A 15,057-nucleotide genomic window follows, 5' to 3' on the forward strand; every position below is an offset into this window, starting at 1 on the left:
CTCAGAACAGCTGCAGGCTGACCCAGTAGGCGATCGCCGCGACGAAGGCGCTGGCCGGGATCGTGAGGATCCAGGCCCACACGATGTTGCCGGCCACGCCCCAGCGCACCGCGCTCATGCGGTGGGTGGAGCCGACGCCGACGATGGCGCCCGTGATGGTGTGCGTGGTGGACACCGGGATGCCCAGCGAGGTGGCGATGAACAGCGTCAGCGCGCCCCCGGTCTCGGCGCAGAAGCCGCCCACGGGCTTCAACTTGGTGATCTTCTGGCCCATGGTCTTGACGATGCGCCAGCCGCCGAACATGGTTCCCATGGCGATGGCGATGTAGCAGGCGATGATCACCCAGCCCGGAGGCGACTTGTCGCCGGCGGCCACGTAGCCGGTGGCGATCAGCAGCATCCAGATGATGCCGATGGTCTTCTGCGCGTCGTTGCCGCCGTGGCCCAGGCTGTAGGCGCCGGCGGAGACCAGCTGCAGTCGGCGGAACCACTTGTCCACGCGCGAGGGGCGGGTCGAGCGGAAGATGTTCGACACGATCACCATCATCAGCGAGCCGAGGATGAAGCCGAGCGTGGGCGAGATGAAGATGAAGATCACCGTCTTCCAGATGCCCGCGGCGATCAGGGCGCGCCCGCGCCGGCCTTGGCGATCACGGCGCCGACGATGCCGCCGATCAGCGCGTGCGAGGAGCTGCTGGGGATGCCGTACCACCAGGTGATCACGTTCCAGGTGATGGCGCCCACCAGGGCGCCGAACACCACGTGGGTGTCGACCACGCCCGACTCCACGATGCCCTTGCCCACCGTGGCCGCCACGCTCAGGTGGAAGATGAAGATCGCCACGAAGTTGAAGAAGGCGGCGAACAGCACCGCCTGCGTGGGGCGCAGCACGCCGGTGGAGACCACGGTGGCGATGGAGTTCGCCGCGTCGTGGAAGCCGTTCATGAAATCGAACAGCAGCGCGATGACGACCAGCAGGATCACGACCCACAGGGCCGCTTGTGTCACGTCCATGGTGGCGGCCGCCTCAGGAATTCTCGAGGACGATGCCCTCGACGACGTTGGCCACGTCCTCGCACTTGTCGGTGATGGTCTCCAGCAGCTCGTAGATGGCCTTGAGCTTGATCACCTCGCGCACGTCCGGCTCTTCCCGGAACAGCTTGCTCAGCGCCGAGCGCATCACGCGGTCGGCGTCGGATTCCAGCTTGTCGATTTCCTCGCACACTTTCAGCGCTCCGACGGCGCTGTTGTGGTCGGACAGCTTGCTCAGGAGCGCCACCGCCTCCTGCACGCGTTCGCAGCAGCGCACGCTCAGGTCGGTCAGGCGGGTGATCTCCTCGGTCATGTGCCGCACGTCGTACAGCGCCATGGTCTCGGCCGAATCCTGGATCAGGTCGGCGACGTCGTCCATCGTGTTGATCAGCGTGTGGATCTGCTCGCGGTCGATCGGCGTGATGAAGGTGGAGTGGATGAGGCGGTTGACCTCGTGCGTCACCTTGTCGGCCGAACGCTCGGCGTGGTCGACTTCGCGGTTGTACTGCTCCCGCAGGTTGATGTCGCTGTAGTTGGCAACCAGCTTGGAGAACGCATGCGCGGCCTCCACCATGCGCTCGGCATGCTGGTTGAACATTTCGAAGAAGTTGCCTTCTTTCGGGAGCAGTTTCTTGAAGAGCATGGAAGGCCGGGGGCGGGTTTGTTTTCGTGCGAACCGCGCGCGAGTTTACCCGCCGCCCCCTGTCAGCCATTGCGGAATATGAAATAGACGGCGCCCACCATGCACAGCGCCGCCCAAAGGTAGTCCAGCTTCAGCGGCTCCTTCAGGAAGAAGACGGCAAAGGGCACGAACACGAGCAGGGTGATCACTTCCTGCATGATCTTGAGCTGGCCGACCGAGAAGCCCGCCTGCTGGTGGCCGATGCGGTTGGCCGGCACCTGCAGCAGGTATTCGGCCAGCGCGATGCCCCAGCTCACGAAGGCCGCGGTGTACCAGGGCGCGGTCGCCAGGCTGCGCAGGTGGCCGTACCAGGCGAAGGTCATGAAGACATTGGATGCGGCCAGCAGCAGCACGGTCTGCAGCGGCAGCGGAAGGAAGGAAGAAAGCGCGCTCATGGCGGCATTATCGGAAGGGCTGGTCTGGGTCGACGAACACCTGGTCGTGCTGGACAAGCCGGCCGGCCTGCTGGCGGTGCCCGGCCGGGGGAGGACAAGCAGGACTGCCTGTCGGCCCGCGCGCAGGCGCTGTGGCCCGACGCGCTGGTGGTGCACCGGCTGGACATGGCGACCTCGGGCCTGTTCCTCATGGGACGCGGCATCCACATGCAGCGCGTGTTGAGCCGCGCCTTCGCTGAGCGCGCCGTGCACAAGCGCTACGAGGCGGTGGTCGCCGGCACGCTGGCTCCCCGGGAAGCCAGGGCGTGATCGAGCTGCCGCTGGCGCGCGACTGGCCGAACCGGCCGCTGCAGAAGGTGGACCGCGAGCACGGACGGCCGAGCACGACGCGCTGGGAGGTGCTGGCGGCCGGGGCCGGCACGACGCGGCTCGCCCTGGAGCCGGTCACCGGCCGATCGCACCAGTTGCGGGTGCACCTGCAGGCCATCGGGCACCCGATCCTGGGCGATCCGCTCTATGCGCCGCCCGAATGGCAGCGCGCCGCCGCGCGGCTGCTGCTGCACGCCTGCGCGCTGCAGCTGGCGCATCCGGCCTCGGGCGAGCCGCTGTCCTTTGCCAGCGCGGTGCCGTTCTAGCGGAACTAGGCGCAGGCGCTTCGTCTCTGACAGTTTCGATCCCGGAGCACCCATGGCCCACTTCTCCCGCCGCACCGCCGCCGCCGCGCTGGTCGCCCTGCCCTTCTGCTGGACCGGCGCACGCGCGCAGCAGGCCGCCGCGCGGCGGGCGACGCCGCGCCAGACCGAAGGCCCCTTCTACCCGGTCACGCTGCCGCAGGACGCGGACGCCGACCTGCTGCGCAACGGCCAGGTGAACTACGCGCACGGCCAGCCGGCCTGGGTGGAAGGCGTGGTGAGCGACCTGGAGGGCAGGCCGGTGGCCGGCGCGCAGGTGGAGATCTGGCAGTGCGACCACCAGGGCCGCTACCACCATCCGGGCGACGGCGGCCGCGCCGACCCGGACTTCCAGGGCTTCGGCCGCGTGACGGTGGGCAGCGACGGGCGCTACCGCTTCCGCACGATCAAGCCGGTGCCTTATTCGGGCCGCACGCCGCACATCCACGTGAAGGTGAAGCTGGCGCGGCGCGAGCTGCTCACCACCCAGCTCTACGTGGAAGGCGACCCGAACAACGAGCGCGATTTCCTCTGGCGCAACCTCGGCACCGACCGCACGCTGGTCACCGTGCCCTTCCGCGCGGGCAGCGACGGGCTGCAGGCAAGCTTCCCGATCGTCGTCGCGGCCTGACGCGTACGATGCGGGGATGACCCAGCGACACCTCACCATCCTCACCGGCGCCTCCCGCGGCATGGGCCTCGCCATGGCGCAGCAACTGCTCGCCAGCGGCCACGACCTGCTGACGATCTCGCGCAAGCCCAACGAAGAACTCGCCGCGCAGGCGGAACTGGCCGGCCGCCGCTGCGAGCAGTGGCCGCAGGACCTGGCGCGTGCCGACACGGCGGCGGCCCGGCTCGAAACCTGGCTGAAGGCGCAGGACAGCGGCACGCTCGCCTCGGTCACGCTGATCAACAACGCGGGACTGATCCCGCGGATCGCGCCGCTGGAAGACATCCCGGCCGCGCAGCTGGCCGAATGCATGCGCGTCGACCTGGAAGCGCCGATGCTGCTCACCGGCGCCTTCCTGCGCGCCACCGCCGGCTGGAAGACGCCGCGCCGCATCCTCAACATCTCGTCCGGGCTGGGCCGGCGCGCGATGGCGGCGCAGGCCGCCTACTGCGCGGCCAAGGCCGGCATGGACCACTTCACGCGCTGCGTGGCGCTCGAGCAGGCCGCATTGCCGCACGGCGCGCGCATCTGTTCGCTGGCGCCGGGCGTGATCGACACCGACATGCAGGTGCAGCTGCGCAATGCCGATGCGAAGAGTTTCCCGGACCGCGGGACCTTCGAAGGGCTGAAGGAAAAGGGGATGCTCACGTCGCCGCAGGAGGCGGCGGCGCGGGTGCTGGCCTTCCTGCAGCGCGCCGATTTCGGCAGCAATCCGGTCGCGGACGTTCGCGATTGAGGTGTTGGGGTTCGCTGGCGCGAAGCCGCACCCCAACACTCAAGCGTCCTGGAACCCCCGCTGCGGCAGGTCACCACCAGCGTATCCCGGTAACCCCCGCCGCCAGCGGCTGGATCGGCGTGGTCTCGTGGATCACGCGCGCGTCGTCCAGCAGCAGCACGCTCCATGGCTCCACCAGCGTGAAGCGCTGGCCGGCCGGGCCGTCGGCCTGGAACACGCGCGTCTCCCCACCCTTGACGCCTTCGCGCGCGACCAGGAAGACCGCGACCAGGTCCACGCCGTCGCGGTGCGCGCCTTCCGGCGTGGGCCGGCCGATGCCGCCGGCGGTGTCGATGCGGAACTGGTGCGCCTCGATGAACCAGGGCTGCGCGCCCCGCAGCCCGCTCGCCACCCCGGCCAGGGCCTGCAGCAGCTTCATCCACGCGGGGCTGGCCACCACGTCCGGCCGCATGGGGTCGAACCAGCGCTCCATGCCGCCGTGCAGCGCGTTGTATTCCAGCGGCTGCCAGTGCGCGCGGTGCGGCACCTGCGTGAGTTCCCCGCCATCGGCGACGAAGGAGGCGTGGCGCCGGCGCCGGTAGCGGCCCCCGTCCTTGAGGTACTGGTCCGGCGGCAGGTCGTCCCAGGAAGGCCGCAGCGCCTCCAGCTCCGCCGGCGTGCAGCCCGCCAGGGCACGGACGGCCTCGGCGCCGAGGACGGCATAGCCCTGTTGCCGCAACACGTCGGCGAGCCGGCCAGGATCGGTTTGGGGAGGGCGCAGGAGCATGGCGGGAGCTTACCCAAGGCGGGCGGCGGCCGTTCCCTGACCTGCGTCAATTCCCCGGCGCCGCCGGCTCCTAAGCTGCCCGGAACAGGAGACCACCATGCCCGCCCTGCCCTGGACCGAAGGCCTCGAACTCGGCCTGTCCTTCATGGACGACACCCACAAGGAGTTCATCGAGCTGCTGGCGCGCGCCGAAGCCGCCGACGATGCCACCCTGCCCGCGGTGTGGGAGGAACTGGTCGCGCACACGGCGGACCATTTCGGGCGCGAGGACGAATGGATGCTGGCCACCGGCTTCGCGCTGGGCAACTGCCACAGCTCGCACCACAAGGTGGTGCTGCAGGTGCTGCGCGACGGCCTGGCCAAGGCGGCCTCGGGCGACATGGCGCCGGCGCGGCAGATGATCAAGGAGCTGGCCGTCTGGTTCCCGCAGCATGCGCAGACCATGGACGCGGCGCTGGCGCTGCACCTGCGCGGCCTGGGCTACGACCCGGAGACCGGCGAGGTGCTCGATGCCTCGGCGCTGCCGGCCGAGGCGATCAGCGGCTGCGGCGGATCGAGCTGCTCCTGACCCTCAGGGCTTGACTTCCACGCCCTTCCAGAACGCCACGCGGTCCTTCACCATCTGCGCCTCCGGCTTCGGTTCGGGGTAGTACCAGACCGCGTCCGGGTTCAGCTCCGCCGTTGACCAGCACCGAGTAGTAGCTGGCCTGCCCCTTCCACGGGCAGCTCGTGCGGTGGTTGCTGAAGGTGACGTACTCCCGCTTGAGCGCGCTGGCCGGGAAGTAGTGGTTGCCTTCCACCACCACCGTGTCGTCGCTCTCCGCCAGCACCACGCCGTTCCACGTTGCCTTCATCGCCGCGTCTCCTTCAGGGCGCGTGCAGCCAGTGCACGCTGAACAGCCGCTCGGGGTCGGTCCACACCGGGCCCGGCCGGAAGCCCGCGCGTTCGGCCAGGTCGCGCAGGCCGGGGACGGTGAACTTGCAGGAATTCTCCGTGTGCAGGCTCTCGCCTTCCTCGAACACGAAGCGCTCGCCGCACAGCGTGACCACCTGCCGTGCCATGCTCACCAGGTGCATCTCGATGCGCTGCAGCGGCGCGTTGTAGAAGGCGTAGTGCGCGAACTGCGAGAGCTGGAAGTTGGCGCCCAGCTCGCGGTTGGCGCGCACCAGCAGGTTCCGGTTGAAGTCCGCGGTGACGCCCTGCGCGTCGTTGTAGGCCGCATGCAGCACCTGGGGTCCTTCACCAGGTCGGCGCCCAGCAGCAGTGCGCCGCCGCGCAACACCTGCGCGGCGCGCTGCAGGAAGGCCAGGCTCTCGTCGGGCGTGAAGTTGCCCAGCGTCGAGCCCGGGAAGAAGCCGATGCGCTGGCCGCGGCCGCTGCGCGGGGGCAGCTCGAAGCCCTGCGTGTAGTCGGCCACCACCGGCTGCACGTCCAGGCCGGCGAACTCGGAGCGCAGCATGGCCGCGGCGTCGCGCAGGTGGTCGCCCGAGATGTCGATCGGCACGTAGCGCGCGGGCGCCTCGAAGGCCTGCAGCAGCAGGCGCACCTTGCGCAGCGATCCCGCGCCGAATTCGACGATCTCGGCGCCGGGTCCCGCCAGCGCCGCCATCTCGCCGGCGCTGCGTTGCAGGATGCCGATCTCGGTGCGCGTGGGGTAGTACTCGGGCAGCTCGCAGATGCGGTCGAACAGGCGCGAGCCTTCCACGTCGTAGAAGTACTTGGGCGAGATGCTGCGCGGCCGGGTGGACAGCGCGGCGAGGAAGTCGCGGCCGAACTCCGTCAGCATGCACCGTCCCTGGCGAGCCGCAGGCCGCTGAACTGCCAGCGCGCAGCCGGCGGGAAGAAGTTGCGGTAGCTGCGGCGGGCGTGCCCCGGCGCGGTCGCGCTGCTGCCGCCGCGCAGCACCATCTGGCCGACCATGAACTTGCCGTTGTATTCGGCCACGGCACCGGCCCAGGGGTGGTAGCCGGGGTAGGGGTCGTAGGAGGAACGGGTCCACTGCCAAGCGTGGCCGGTGAGCTGGCGCATGCCCGTCAGCTCGTACGCGGCTTCCCATTCGGCTTCGGTCGGCAGGCGCGCACCGGCCCATTCGGCATAGGCGGCGGCCTCGTAGAAGCTCAGGTGGCACACCGGCGCTTCCGGGTCCAGCGGGCGCACGCCGTCGAGGCCGAACACCTGCCACTGCGCCGAGGGCGCGCGCGGGTCGCCGGGCGCCAGCCAGTAGATCGGCGCCTGCCACTGCTGCGACTGCACGGTCGCCCAGCCGTCGGACAGCCAGAGCGAGGCGGTGCGGTAGCCGCCGTCGGCGATGAAGTCCGCGTACTCGCCGCAGGTCACCAGCCGGTCGGCGATGCGGAAGGGCTGCAGCCAGGTCGTGTGGCGCGGCGTCTCGTTGTCGAAGGCGAAGCCCTCGCCCGGGTGGCCGATGCGCACCGGGCCGCCCGGTCCCGTGATCCATTCCATCGCCGGCGTGCTGCCGGCCAGGCGCAGCGCGGGCGCGTCGACGGGCTCGTAGGCGGGCAGCAACGGATTGCAGGACAGCGCATGCAGCACGTCGGTGAGGATCAGCTCCTGGTGCTGCTGCTCGTGCTGCACGCCCAGCTCCAGCAGCTTCTGCGCGGCGTCCCAGGTCGCGTCGTCGGCCGTGCGGATCAGGTGCTCCACGCCGGCTTCGACATGCGCGCGGTAGCGGTGCACCGACGTCAGCAGCGGCCGCGTGAGCAGGCCGCGCTGCGGGCGCGGATGGCGCGGGCCGAAGGACTCGTAATAGGAATTGAACAGGTGGTTCCAGCGCGGCTCGAAGGGCTCGTAGCCCTTGGCATGCGGGCCCAGCACCACGGCCTCGAAGAACCAGCTGGTGTGCGCCAGGTGCCACTTGGTCGGGCTGGCCTCGGGCATGGACTGCACGCACTGGTCTTCGGCCGACAGGGGCGCGGCCAGCGCGAGCGTGCGCGATCGGACGGCGGCGAAGCGGTCGGCCAGGTCGTCTCGGCTGGCGCCGGGCTCGACGGCGGCCGCGGCGGGCGATGGGTTCATGCGGATGGGCTCCTGCGGGTGCAACGCGCCTGCTGCGGCCGCGCTGCCAATGCGAACAACCCCTGCGCTTTCATTACAGCACAGGGGAGGATGGCAGGTGGGCGGTGGTGGCGCTCCGCCGGGGCGTCAATCGCGTTCCTGCAGGGCGACCTGCGGCTCGCGCAACTGGCGCCATTGGCCCCAGCGGCTCGGGCTGTCGTCCACGCGGACGAACAGCACCGGCTCCTCGCAGGCGGACCACTTGGCGCAGTGCTGCTTCCACTTGCGCACCTGGCCCGGCGGGACGTAGAGGTACACCGGCTGCACGCCGGCGGGGACCAGCTTCTCGCCGGCCAGCACCGGGTTGGGATAGATCACGGGCGGCGGCGCTGCCTTGCCCTTGATCACGATGCGGCCGTAGATGCCGGGCTTCATGGGGCCGCCGGTCGTCGCGTTGCGGTAGTCCTGCAGGGACTGGGCACAGGCGGCCCCGGCCAGCGTCCCCAGCACCAGCGCCGCGCCGGCGCGCAGCGCGCTCACAGCTGCCTCCCCGGCCCGCCCAGGGTGCAGGTGGTGCACATCCCCGGCAGGCGGTCTACCGCCGGCGCCGGCGGCGCCTTCACCTTCACGACCTGCACCGGTGCGTCCGCCGCGGGCCGCTCCGGCGCCCGCTCGCGGCCGGCCCAGGTGCTCAGCGCGGCCGCAACGGCGGCGATGCTCACGGCCGTGACGGCCACCGTGGTGACGAGGCGGGAAGACCTTGCGCGCGTGTCCATGGGAAAGCTCCGGCAGTACGGCTGTGTTTCTACCGACCGGGAGGCGAACCGGCGTGTAGGCGCAGGCGAACTGCGTCGGGAGGATTTGCCCTGCGCCGCGTCGGACGCGTCCTACAAACAGCTCGGCCGTAGGTTGTTCAGGACGGCCTGGATCGCTCATCAGGACATGCACAGCCTGCATTTGCCCGCAGTCGCCGTCTTCGCTACATTGGTTTGCTCATCCAGGAGAAAGCCATGGGCGCCCGCGCGGCCACCGCCCTCACCATCCGCAGCTTCGAGCCGGCCGACGCGCCGGCCGTCTCGGCCTTGATGGGCATGCCGGGCGTCTTCGAAGGCACGCTGCAGATGCCGGACATCCCGGTGGCTTCGCGCATCGAGCACCTGCAACGCCACGATCCGCTGGCCTGCCGGCTGGTGGCCTGCGCCGGCGACGAGCTGGCCGGCATGGCCGGCCTGCACCCGGTGCACCCCGCGCTGCGCCGCGCGCACGTGCGGGCGCTGGGCATCACGATCGCGCCGGCTTTCCAGGGCCAGGGCATCGGGCGTCAGCTGATCGAGCGCCTGCTGTCCTGGGCCGACAACTGGGCGGGCGTGCTGCGCGTGGAGCTGAACGTGCACGCGGACAACGAACGCGCCATCGCCCTGTACCGCAGCCTGGACTTCGTCGAGGAAGGACGGCACACCGGCTACGTGCTGCGCAACGGCGCCTACGTGGACGCGCTGTCGATGGCGCGGCTGCATCCGCGGCCACCGGTGCTGGCGGCGGCGCCGGGCTGAGCGGGCGGCGGCCCGCTCAGGCGTACTTCTGCCGCGCCAGCGCCGCGCCCTTGGCGAGCGCCTCCAGCTTCTTCAGCGCGATGTCGCGGTCCATCGGCGCCATGCCGCAGTTGGTGCAGGGGAACAGGCGCTCGCGCGCCACGTACTGCAGCGCGCGGCCGATGGTCTCGGCCACTTCCTCCGGCGTTTCCACCACGTCGCTGGCCACGTCGATCACGCCGACCATCACGTCCTTGCCCTTGAGCAGGGCCATGAGGTGCGGCGGCACGTGCGAGTGGTAGCACTCCAGGCTCACCTGGTCGATGCTGCTGGCGGCCAGCGCGGGGAACACCTGTTCGTACTGGCGCCACTCCTCGCCCAGCGTCTTCTTCCACTCGTTGTTGGCCTCGATGCCGTAGCCGTAGCAGATGTGCACGGCCTTGCGGCAGGTGAGGCCCTGCGCCGCGCGCTCCAGCGCCTGCACGCCCCACTCCGCCGCGTCCTTCATGTAGACGTTGAAGGCGGGCTCGTCGAACTGGACGATGTCCACGCCGTCGGCCTGCAGCGCCAGCGCCTCCTGGTTGAGAAGTTCGGCGAAGGCGAAGGCCATCTTGCGGCGGTCGCCGTAAGTACTGGTCGGCCACGGTGTCGACGATGGTCATCGGCCCCGGCATCGTGAACTTCAGCTTCTTCGTCGTGTGCGCCCGCGCCAGGCGCGCTTCGGCCTGGTGGACGCGTCCCTTGAGCTTGAGCGGCCCCACCACCTGCGGCACCATGGCCTTGTAGCGGTCCGCGCGGATGCCCATCTCCACCTTGTGCGCGAAGTCGATGCCTTCGACCTGCTCCAGGAAGCCGTGCACGAAGTGCTGGCGCGACTGCTCGCCGTCGGTGACGATGTCCAGCCCCGCGTCCTCCTGCGCCTTGATCCACAGCAGGGTGGCATCGAGCTTGGCTTCCTTCAGCGCCTCGCCCTCGGACTTCCACCGCGGCCAGAGCTTGTGCGTTTCGGCAAGCCATCCGGGCTTGGGCAGGCTGCCGGCGATCGTGGTCGGGAACATGGCTGTCGCCTCCTTGCTTGTCGTGGGGGATGCCCGCCTATCATGGCAGTTTCCACCGGAAGCCCCGAGCCTACGCCAATGCGCGACCTGCCGGACCCCGAGAAAGCCAAGCCCTGCGTGCTGGTCATCGACGATGACGAGGCCGTCGGCTGGGCCATCGCCAGTCGCCTGGGCAAGGACTTCCGGGTGGTGGCGCTGTGCGATCCGGCGCAGGCGGCGCAGATCAGCCGCGAGGAGAAGCCGGGCGTGATCCTGTGCGACATCGACATGCCGGGCATGCAGGGCGACGAGGTCGCCTTCGCCCTGTCTCAGGACCCGCGCACGGCGCGCATCCCGCTGGTCTACCTCACCGCGCTGGTGGGCCCGGACGAGCCGCCCGACCTGGAAGGCGTGTTCGGCGACCATCCCACGGTGTCCAAGGGCGCCAGCACCGAGGAACTGCGCGACATCATCGCCACTGCGCTGGGCCTGCCGGACGACGTCTGATCAGGCCGGCTGCAGCGCGAATTCGCGCGCGAGCAGTTCGTAGGAGCGCCGCTGCGCCGCCGGGTCCCAGGTCCAGGTGATCACCACCAGCTCGGGCACTTGCAGTTCCTCCGCCAGCGCGCGCAGCTTCGCCGCGACCTGCGCCCCGGTGCCCACCATGGCCTTGCGCCGCAGGCCCTGCCGGTACGCATCCTCGGCCGCGCTGTACTCGCGCTCCGCTTCCTGAGGCGGCAGCAGGGGGCCGAAGCGCCCGGTCTGCCGGTCGACGCGGGTGCGCTCGCGGCTGGCGAACAGGCGCCAGGCCTCCTCTTCGGTGTCGGCCGCCAGCGCCCAGACGCAGACGTTGGCGTGCGGTTTCTCGATCAGGCCGGGCTTGAACAGGTGGCGGTACAGCTCCAGCGCCTCGGCGCAGCCCTCGCCGTCGGTGATGAAGTGCGCGAAGGAGTACGGCATGCCGAAGTGGCCGGCCAGCTGCGCGCCGTAGCCCGAGCTTCCCAGCATCCACAGCTGCGGCGCGGTGCCGGCGCGGGGCAAGGCCTGGATGCCGCGGCCGGCATGGCCCTCGGGCATCTCCTCGCCCGTGACCCAGGCGTGCAGCTCGCGCACCTGCTGCGGGAACATCTCGGAGGATCGCGGGTCCGGGTTGAGCAGCATCGCCGTGCGGTGGTCGCTGCCGGGTGCGCGCCCGACGCCCAGGTCGATGCGCCCCGGGGCGAGCGCGTCCAGCACGCGGAACTGCTCGGCGACCTTGAAGGGCGAGTAGTGCGGCAGCATCACGCCGGCGCTGCCGATGCGGATGCGCGAGGTGCGCACCGCCACCGCGGCCATCAGGATCTCGGGTGCGGTGCCCACGATGGTGGGAAGGCCGTGGTGCTCGCTGACCCAGAAGCGCTGGTAGCCCAGGCGCTCGCAGTGTTCGGCCAGGGCGACGGTGTTGCGGATGGCCTCGTCCTGCGGACGGCCCACGCAGGCGACGGATTGATCGAGGACGGAAAGCTGCAGGGACTGGGGCATCCCCGCATTCTGGTGCCTAGGCCAAGTCCTCATTCCATTCGTGGATTGTGCACTTGCCCACCACGCCATTGAGCATGAAGGGATCGTCGCGGGCGAATTCCTCCGCGGCGGCGCGCGAGGTGAAGACACCCAGCGCACCCACCGGCGGCGCGCCGTAGGGCCCCGCCATCAGCAGCACGCCGCGGCCGTGGAATTCGCGCAGCCGCGCCTGGTGGCTGGTCGCATGCGCGCGCGCCTTGCTCAGGCCGTCCTCGGCCAGTTCGTAGAACATCAGCACTTTCATGCGCGACAGGATACGCCCGCGCTGCTAGGCTTTCGCAATGACCATCCGGATCGTTCAACTGGGAACGCCGCGCGCACCCGGCGAAGGCCTGCGCATCGGCACCGTGCGCCGGCCGCCGCGCGGCGTGCCCAAGGCGGAATTCGCCAGCCGCGACTATTACGACGTGTGGCTGCCCAACCTCGCGCCCAGCGCGGAGCTGGTGGCCGAGGGCCTGTCGGCCGAGGACGCGAAGTCCTGGGCCACGTTCAGCCGGAAGTACCGCGCGGAGATGAAGCAGCCCGATGCCAGCCACCTGCTGGACATGCTGGCGGCGCTGTCGCACCAGGCGGCTTTCTCGCTGGGCTGCTATTGCGAGGACGAGGCCCGCTGCCACCGCTCGCTGCTGCGCGGGCTGCTGCAGGAGCGCGGCGCCGAGCTCGCCTAGCGATCAGATCCCGAGGATCTTCTTCGCCTCGCCCAGGTCCTTCATCGACTCGGCGTGCTTGCCGGCCTTGTGGTGGTCCTCGCCGCTCTTGCGCAGCTTGGCGACCTTGTCCGCGTCCTCCTTGGACAGCGTCGGCTTGGCGGCGAGCTTGGCGTCGATGGCCTTCATGTCGACCGGGCAGTTGCCGGCCCAGGCGGCGCCGGCCACGGCCAGGCCGGCGATCAGGATGAGCGGTGCACGCATGGCAGTCTCCTCAGGGGGAACCGAACTTTGCGCCGCCGGCGCGCCGCCCGCTTGCGTGTTTTCCCGCAGGACCGGCAGCAGCGGCGAGCCGCACATCTGGCAGTAGCGCGCTTCCGGGCCGTAGCCGGTGGCGCCGCAGTTCTCGCAGGTGCGCGGCACGGCCGGCAGCCGCACGTGCCGCATCGCCGTCATCTCCGCCGTCACGATGCCGGTGGGCACGGCCAGCGTCCCCCAGCCGATCAGCATCATCACCGAGGCGATGAAGCGGCCGATCTCGGTCTTGGGCGTGATGTCGCCGAAGCCCACGGTGGTGATGGTGGTGATCGCCCAGTACACCGAGGTGGGGATGTCCTTGAAGCCGTGCTCCGGGCCTTCCACCACGTACAGCAGCGTGCCCAGGATCAGCACGACCATCAGCACCGCCGACAGGAAGACCATGATCTTGCGCCGGCTGGCGGCGAGCGCCGAGCCCAGCATCTGGTACTCGACCACGTAGTCGGTCAGCTTGAACACCCGGAACATCCGCAGCAGCCGCAGGATCCGCACGTCGATCAGCGCGTGCAGCTCGGGAAGAAGAAGGCCAGGTAGGTGGGCAGCACCGACAGCAGGTCGACGATGCCGAAGAAGGACAGCGCGTACTTCAGCTGCCGCTTCACGCTCACCAGCCGGGCGAGGTATTCGACCGTGAAGAGGATGGTGAAGAACCACTCGACCACGTTGAAGACGGTGCGGTGGCGCTGGTGCACCGAGGGCACGCTGTCGAGGATGACGACCGCGACGCTCACCAGGATCGCGACGATGATCACCTTGTCGAACAGGCGCCCTTCCGGCGTTTCCGATTCGAAGATGATCTCGTGCAGGCGCCGGCGCCACGGCTCGGTGGGCTTGCCCAGCTCCGCTTCGTTGCCCGGGATCATGCACGCGCCCTCATGCCACCGGCTGCCGGAACCGGTCCCAGGCCTGCGGCGTGGGCGTGGTGCCGGCGCCCGGCAGGGCGGGCCGGCGGAAGAAGCCCTCGCCGACTTCGGCCGGGTCGGTGAAGCAGTCCTTGATCCACGGGATGTATTCCAGCACCTGGCAGGCCGGGTGCGCGTACGACAGGTGCACGTGCACCTGGCTCATGTCGCCCGCGTGCGGCGCCACCGGCAGGCGCCAGCTGGCGGCCGCCTCGCACACCCGCAGCACTTCGGTCAGGCCGCCCATGCGCGTCACGTCCGGCTGCACCCAGTGGATCGCCTGCTGGTGGAAGAACTCGGAGAAGGCGTCCTGCGTGTACAGCTGCTCGCCCAGCGCCACCGGGATGCGGCTGGCGCGCGCCAGCTGCGCGTGGCCCTTCACGTCGTCGTACCAGAGCGGCTCCTCGAACCAGTAGACGTCCTGCGCCTCCGCGCCGCGGCAAAAGCGCAGGCAGGTGGCCAGGTCCCACTTGCCGTTGCCGTCCACCGCCAGCGTCACGTCGGGCCCGATCGCCGCGCGCACCAGCGCCAGCCGCCGCAGGTCGCGCTCCACCGTGGAACCCACCTTGATCTTGATGCCGGTGAAGCCCTGCTCCACCGCGGCGCGTGCGCCCTGCACCAGCCTTTCATCGTCGATCGAGAGCCAGCCGATGTCGGTGTTGTAGGCCCGGACCTGCTCGCGCACCGGGCCGCCCAGCAGCTGCCACAGCGGCACTTCCTGCGCCTTGGCCTTGAGGTCCCACAGCGCCACGTCGATCGCTGCCTGCGACAGCGTGGTGATACCGGCGCGTCCTATCCATTGCAGCGCCGGGTTGCGCGCCAGCTTGTGCCACAGCTTCTGCACCTCGCGCGGGTCCTCGCCCAGCAGCAGCGGCGCGTGGCAGGTGGCGATGCAGCGGGTGATCAGCTGGTCGCCGGGCAGGTGCGCGTGGGTGCCGGTGAAGCCGTAGCCGGACAGGCCGGCGTCGGTATCGATGCGCGCGCCCACCACGCCCCAGTGCGTGATGCTGTGCGTGCTGTCGGCGATCTGCGAGCCCGTGACGGGCACGTGCAGGATGAAGGGTTCGACGCGCGTGATCTTCAAGGCGGGCTC

At 70.1% G+C, this 15,057-nt stretch carries 16 protein-coding genes and 6 pseudogenes; 7 read left to right on the top strand and 15 right to left on the bottom strand.

Going from position 1 to position 15,057, the window contains the following annotated elements; all coding sequences use genetic code 11:
- Position 1 precedes the first annotated feature (1 nt).
- The 3 genes and pseudogenes from HK415_RS12605 to HK415_RS12615 form a co-directional block, all read right to left on the bottom strand.
- Positions 2 to 1,014 (bottom strand): annotated as a pseudogene (locus tag HK415_RS12605) (inorganic phosphate transporter).
- 13 nt (positions 1,015 to 1,027) lie between these two features.
- Entirely contained in the window at positions 1,028 to 1,675 is a 648-nt protein-coding gene (locus HK415_RS12610) for a DUF47 domain-containing protein (protein ID WP_171559758.1), read from the bottom strand.
- 62 nt (positions 1,676 to 1,737) lie between these two features.
- Complete coding sequence (locus tag HK415_RS12615; RefSeq protein WP_171559761.1) at positions 1,738 to 2,109, bottom strand: DMT family protein; 372 nt, start codon at positions 2,107 to 2,109, stop codon at positions 1,738 to 1,740.
- On the opposite strand from HK415_RS12615, the pseudogene HK415_RS12620 reads away from it, so the two are divergent.
- The 3 genes and pseudogenes from HK415_RS12620 (at position 2,108) to HK415_RS12630 (ending at position 4,186) form a co-directional block, all read left to right on the top strand.
- Positions 2,108 to 2,744: pseudogene (locus tag HK415_RS12620) on the top strand (RluA family pseudouridine synthase). The gene HK415_RS12615 and the pseudogene HK415_RS12620 sit on opposite strands and share 2 nt — an antisense overlap.
- Positions 2,745 to 2,796: 52 nt before the next feature.
- Positions 2,797 to 3,411, top strand: coding sequence for a dioxygenase family protein (locus tag HK415_RS12625; RefSeq protein WP_171559764.1), 615 nt, complete (start codon positions 2,797 to 2,799; stop codon positions 3,409 to 3,411).
- Positions 3,412 to 3,427: 16 nt separating this feature from the next.
- The gene (locus tag HK415_RS12630) at positions 3,428 to 4,186 is read left to right on the top strand and encodes an SDR family NAD(P)-dependent oxidoreductase (RefSeq protein WP_171559767.1); all 759 of its coding nucleotides are present in this window, start codon (positions 3,428 to 3,430) and stop codon (positions 4,184 to 4,186) included.
- Between the two features lie 53 nt (positions 4,187 to 4,239).
- Here the strand turns inward: HK415_RS12630 and HK415_RS12635 are convergent.
- A pseudogene (locus HK415_RS12635) lies at positions 4,240 to 4,952 on the bottom strand (2OG-Fe dioxygenase family protein); the annotation flags it as partial.
- 97 nt (positions 4,953 to 5,049) lie between these two features.
- Between HK415_RS12635 and HK415_RS12640 the strand changes: the two are divergent.
- A complete protein-coding gene (locus HK415_RS12640; protein WP_171559770.1) occupies positions 5,050 to 5,520 on the top strand; it encodes a hemerythrin domain-containing protein in 471 nt (156 codons plus the stop codon).
- Positions 5,521 to 5,523: 3 nt separating this feature from the next.
- Here HK415_RS12640 and HK415_RS12645 read toward each other — a convergent pair.
- From HK415_RS12645 to HK415_RS12665, 5 genes and pseudogenes are all read right to left on the bottom strand, one after another.
- A pseudogene (locus tag HK415_RS12645) lies at positions 5,524 to 5,806 on the bottom strand (DUF427 domain-containing protein).
- A gap of 13 nt (positions 5,807 to 5,819) precedes the next feature.
- Positions 5,820 to 6,739, bottom strand: a pseudogene (gene egtD / locus HK415_RS12650) (L-histidine N(alpha)-methyltransferase).
- Entirely contained in the window at positions 6,733 to 7,989 is a 1,257-nt protein-coding gene (gene egtB, locus HK415_RS12655; RefSeq protein WP_171559774.1) for an ergothioneine biosynthesis protein EgtB, read from the bottom strand. The pseudogene egtD and the gene egtB overlap by 7 nt, the downstream one beginning before the upstream one ends.
- Positions 7,990 to 8,115: 126 nt before the next feature.
- Positions 8,116 to 8,508: a hypothetical protein gene (locus tag HK415_RS12660; RefSeq protein ID WP_171559777.1), complete on the bottom strand. Its 393-nt coding sequence runs from the start codon at positions 8,506 to 8,508 to the stop codon at positions 8,116 to 8,118.
- Positions 8,505 to 8,744: a hypothetical protein gene (locus HK415_RS12665; RefSeq protein ID WP_171559780.1), complete on the bottom strand. Its 240-nt coding sequence runs from the start codon at positions 8,742 to 8,744 to the stop codon at positions 8,505 to 8,507. Before HK415_RS12665 ends, HK415_RS12660 begins: the two co-directional genes overlap by 4 nt.
- Before the next feature lie 234 nt (positions 8,745 to 8,978).
- Here HK415_RS12665 and HK415_RS12670 point away from each other — a divergent pair, with 234 nt between their 5' ends.
- Positions 8,979 to 9,521 (top strand): GNAT family N-acetyltransferase, encoded by a 543-nt coding sequence (locus HK415_RS12670; RefSeq protein ID WP_171559784.1) that lies wholly within the window; start codon positions 8,979 to 8,981, stop codon positions 9,519 to 9,521.
- 16 nt (positions 9,522 to 9,537) lie between these two features.
- On the opposite strand, the pseudogene HK415_RS12675 reads toward HK415_RS12670, so the two are convergent.
- A pseudogene (locus tag HK415_RS12675) lies at positions 9,538 to 10,558 on the bottom strand (methionine synthase).
- A gap of 78 nt (positions 10,559 to 10,636) precedes the next feature.
- Here HK415_RS12675 and HK415_RS12680 point away from each other — a divergent pair.
- Positions 10,637 to 11,044, top strand: a complete 408-nt coding sequence (locus HK415_RS12680) for a response regulator (protein ID WP_171559787.1) — start codon at positions 10,637 to 10,639, stop codon at positions 11,042 to 11,044.
- Here the strand turns inward: HK415_RS12680 and HK415_RS12685 are convergent, their stop codons facing one another.
- Entirely contained in the window at positions 11,045 to 12,058 is a 1,014-nt protein-coding gene (locus HK415_RS12685; RefSeq protein WP_253261863.1) for an LLM class flavin-dependent oxidoreductase, read from the bottom strand. It abuts the gene before it with no gap.
- A gap of 16 nt (positions 12,059 to 12,074) precedes the next feature.
- Entirely contained in the window at positions 12,075 to 12,341 is a 267-nt protein-coding gene (locus HK415_RS12690) for a YciI family protein (protein ID WP_171559790.1), read from the bottom strand.
- 37 nt (positions 12,342 to 12,378) lie between these two features.
- On the opposite strand from HK415_RS12690, the gene HK415_RS12695 reads away from it, so the two are divergent.
- The gene (locus tag HK415_RS12695; RefSeq protein WP_171559795.1) at positions 12,379 to 12,765 is read left to right on the top strand and encodes a DUF488 domain-containing protein; all 387 of its coding nucleotides are present in this window, start codon (positions 12,379 to 12,381) and stop codon (positions 12,763 to 12,765) included.
- A gap of 3 nt (positions 12,766 to 12,768) precedes the next feature.
- Here the strand turns inward: HK415_RS12695 and HK415_RS27080 are convergent, their stop codons facing one another.
- The 3 genes from HK415_RS27080 to HK415_RS12710 are packed head-to-tail and all read right to left on the bottom strand — an operon-like array spanning position 12,769 to position 15,048.
- Positions 12,769 to 13,554: an ion transporter gene (locus HK415_RS27080; RefSeq protein ID WP_373684578.1), complete on the bottom strand. Its 786-nt coding sequence runs from the start codon at positions 13,552 to 13,554 to the stop codon at positions 12,769 to 12,771.
- 5 nt (positions 13,555 to 13,559) lie between these two features.
- A complete protein-coding gene (locus HK415_RS26370; protein ID WP_309246680.1) occupies positions 13,560 to 13,925 on the bottom strand; it encodes an ion transporter in 366 nt (121 codons plus the stop codon).
- A gap of 10 nt (positions 13,926 to 13,935) precedes the next feature.
- Positions 13,936 to 15,048 (bottom strand): mandelate racemase/muconate lactonizing enzyme family protein, encoded by a 1,113-nt coding sequence (locus tag HK415_RS12710; protein WP_171559798.1) that lies wholly within the window; start codon positions 15,046 to 15,048, stop codon positions 13,936 to 13,938.
- Positions 15,049 to 15,057 lie beyond the last annotated feature (9 nt).

The sequence above is a fragment of the Ramlibacter montanisoli genome (assembly GCF_013087525.1).
Taxonomy (GTDB): Bacteria; Pseudomonadota; Gammaproteobacteria; order Burkholderiales; family Burkholderiaceae_C; genus Ramlibacter; species Ramlibacter montanisoli.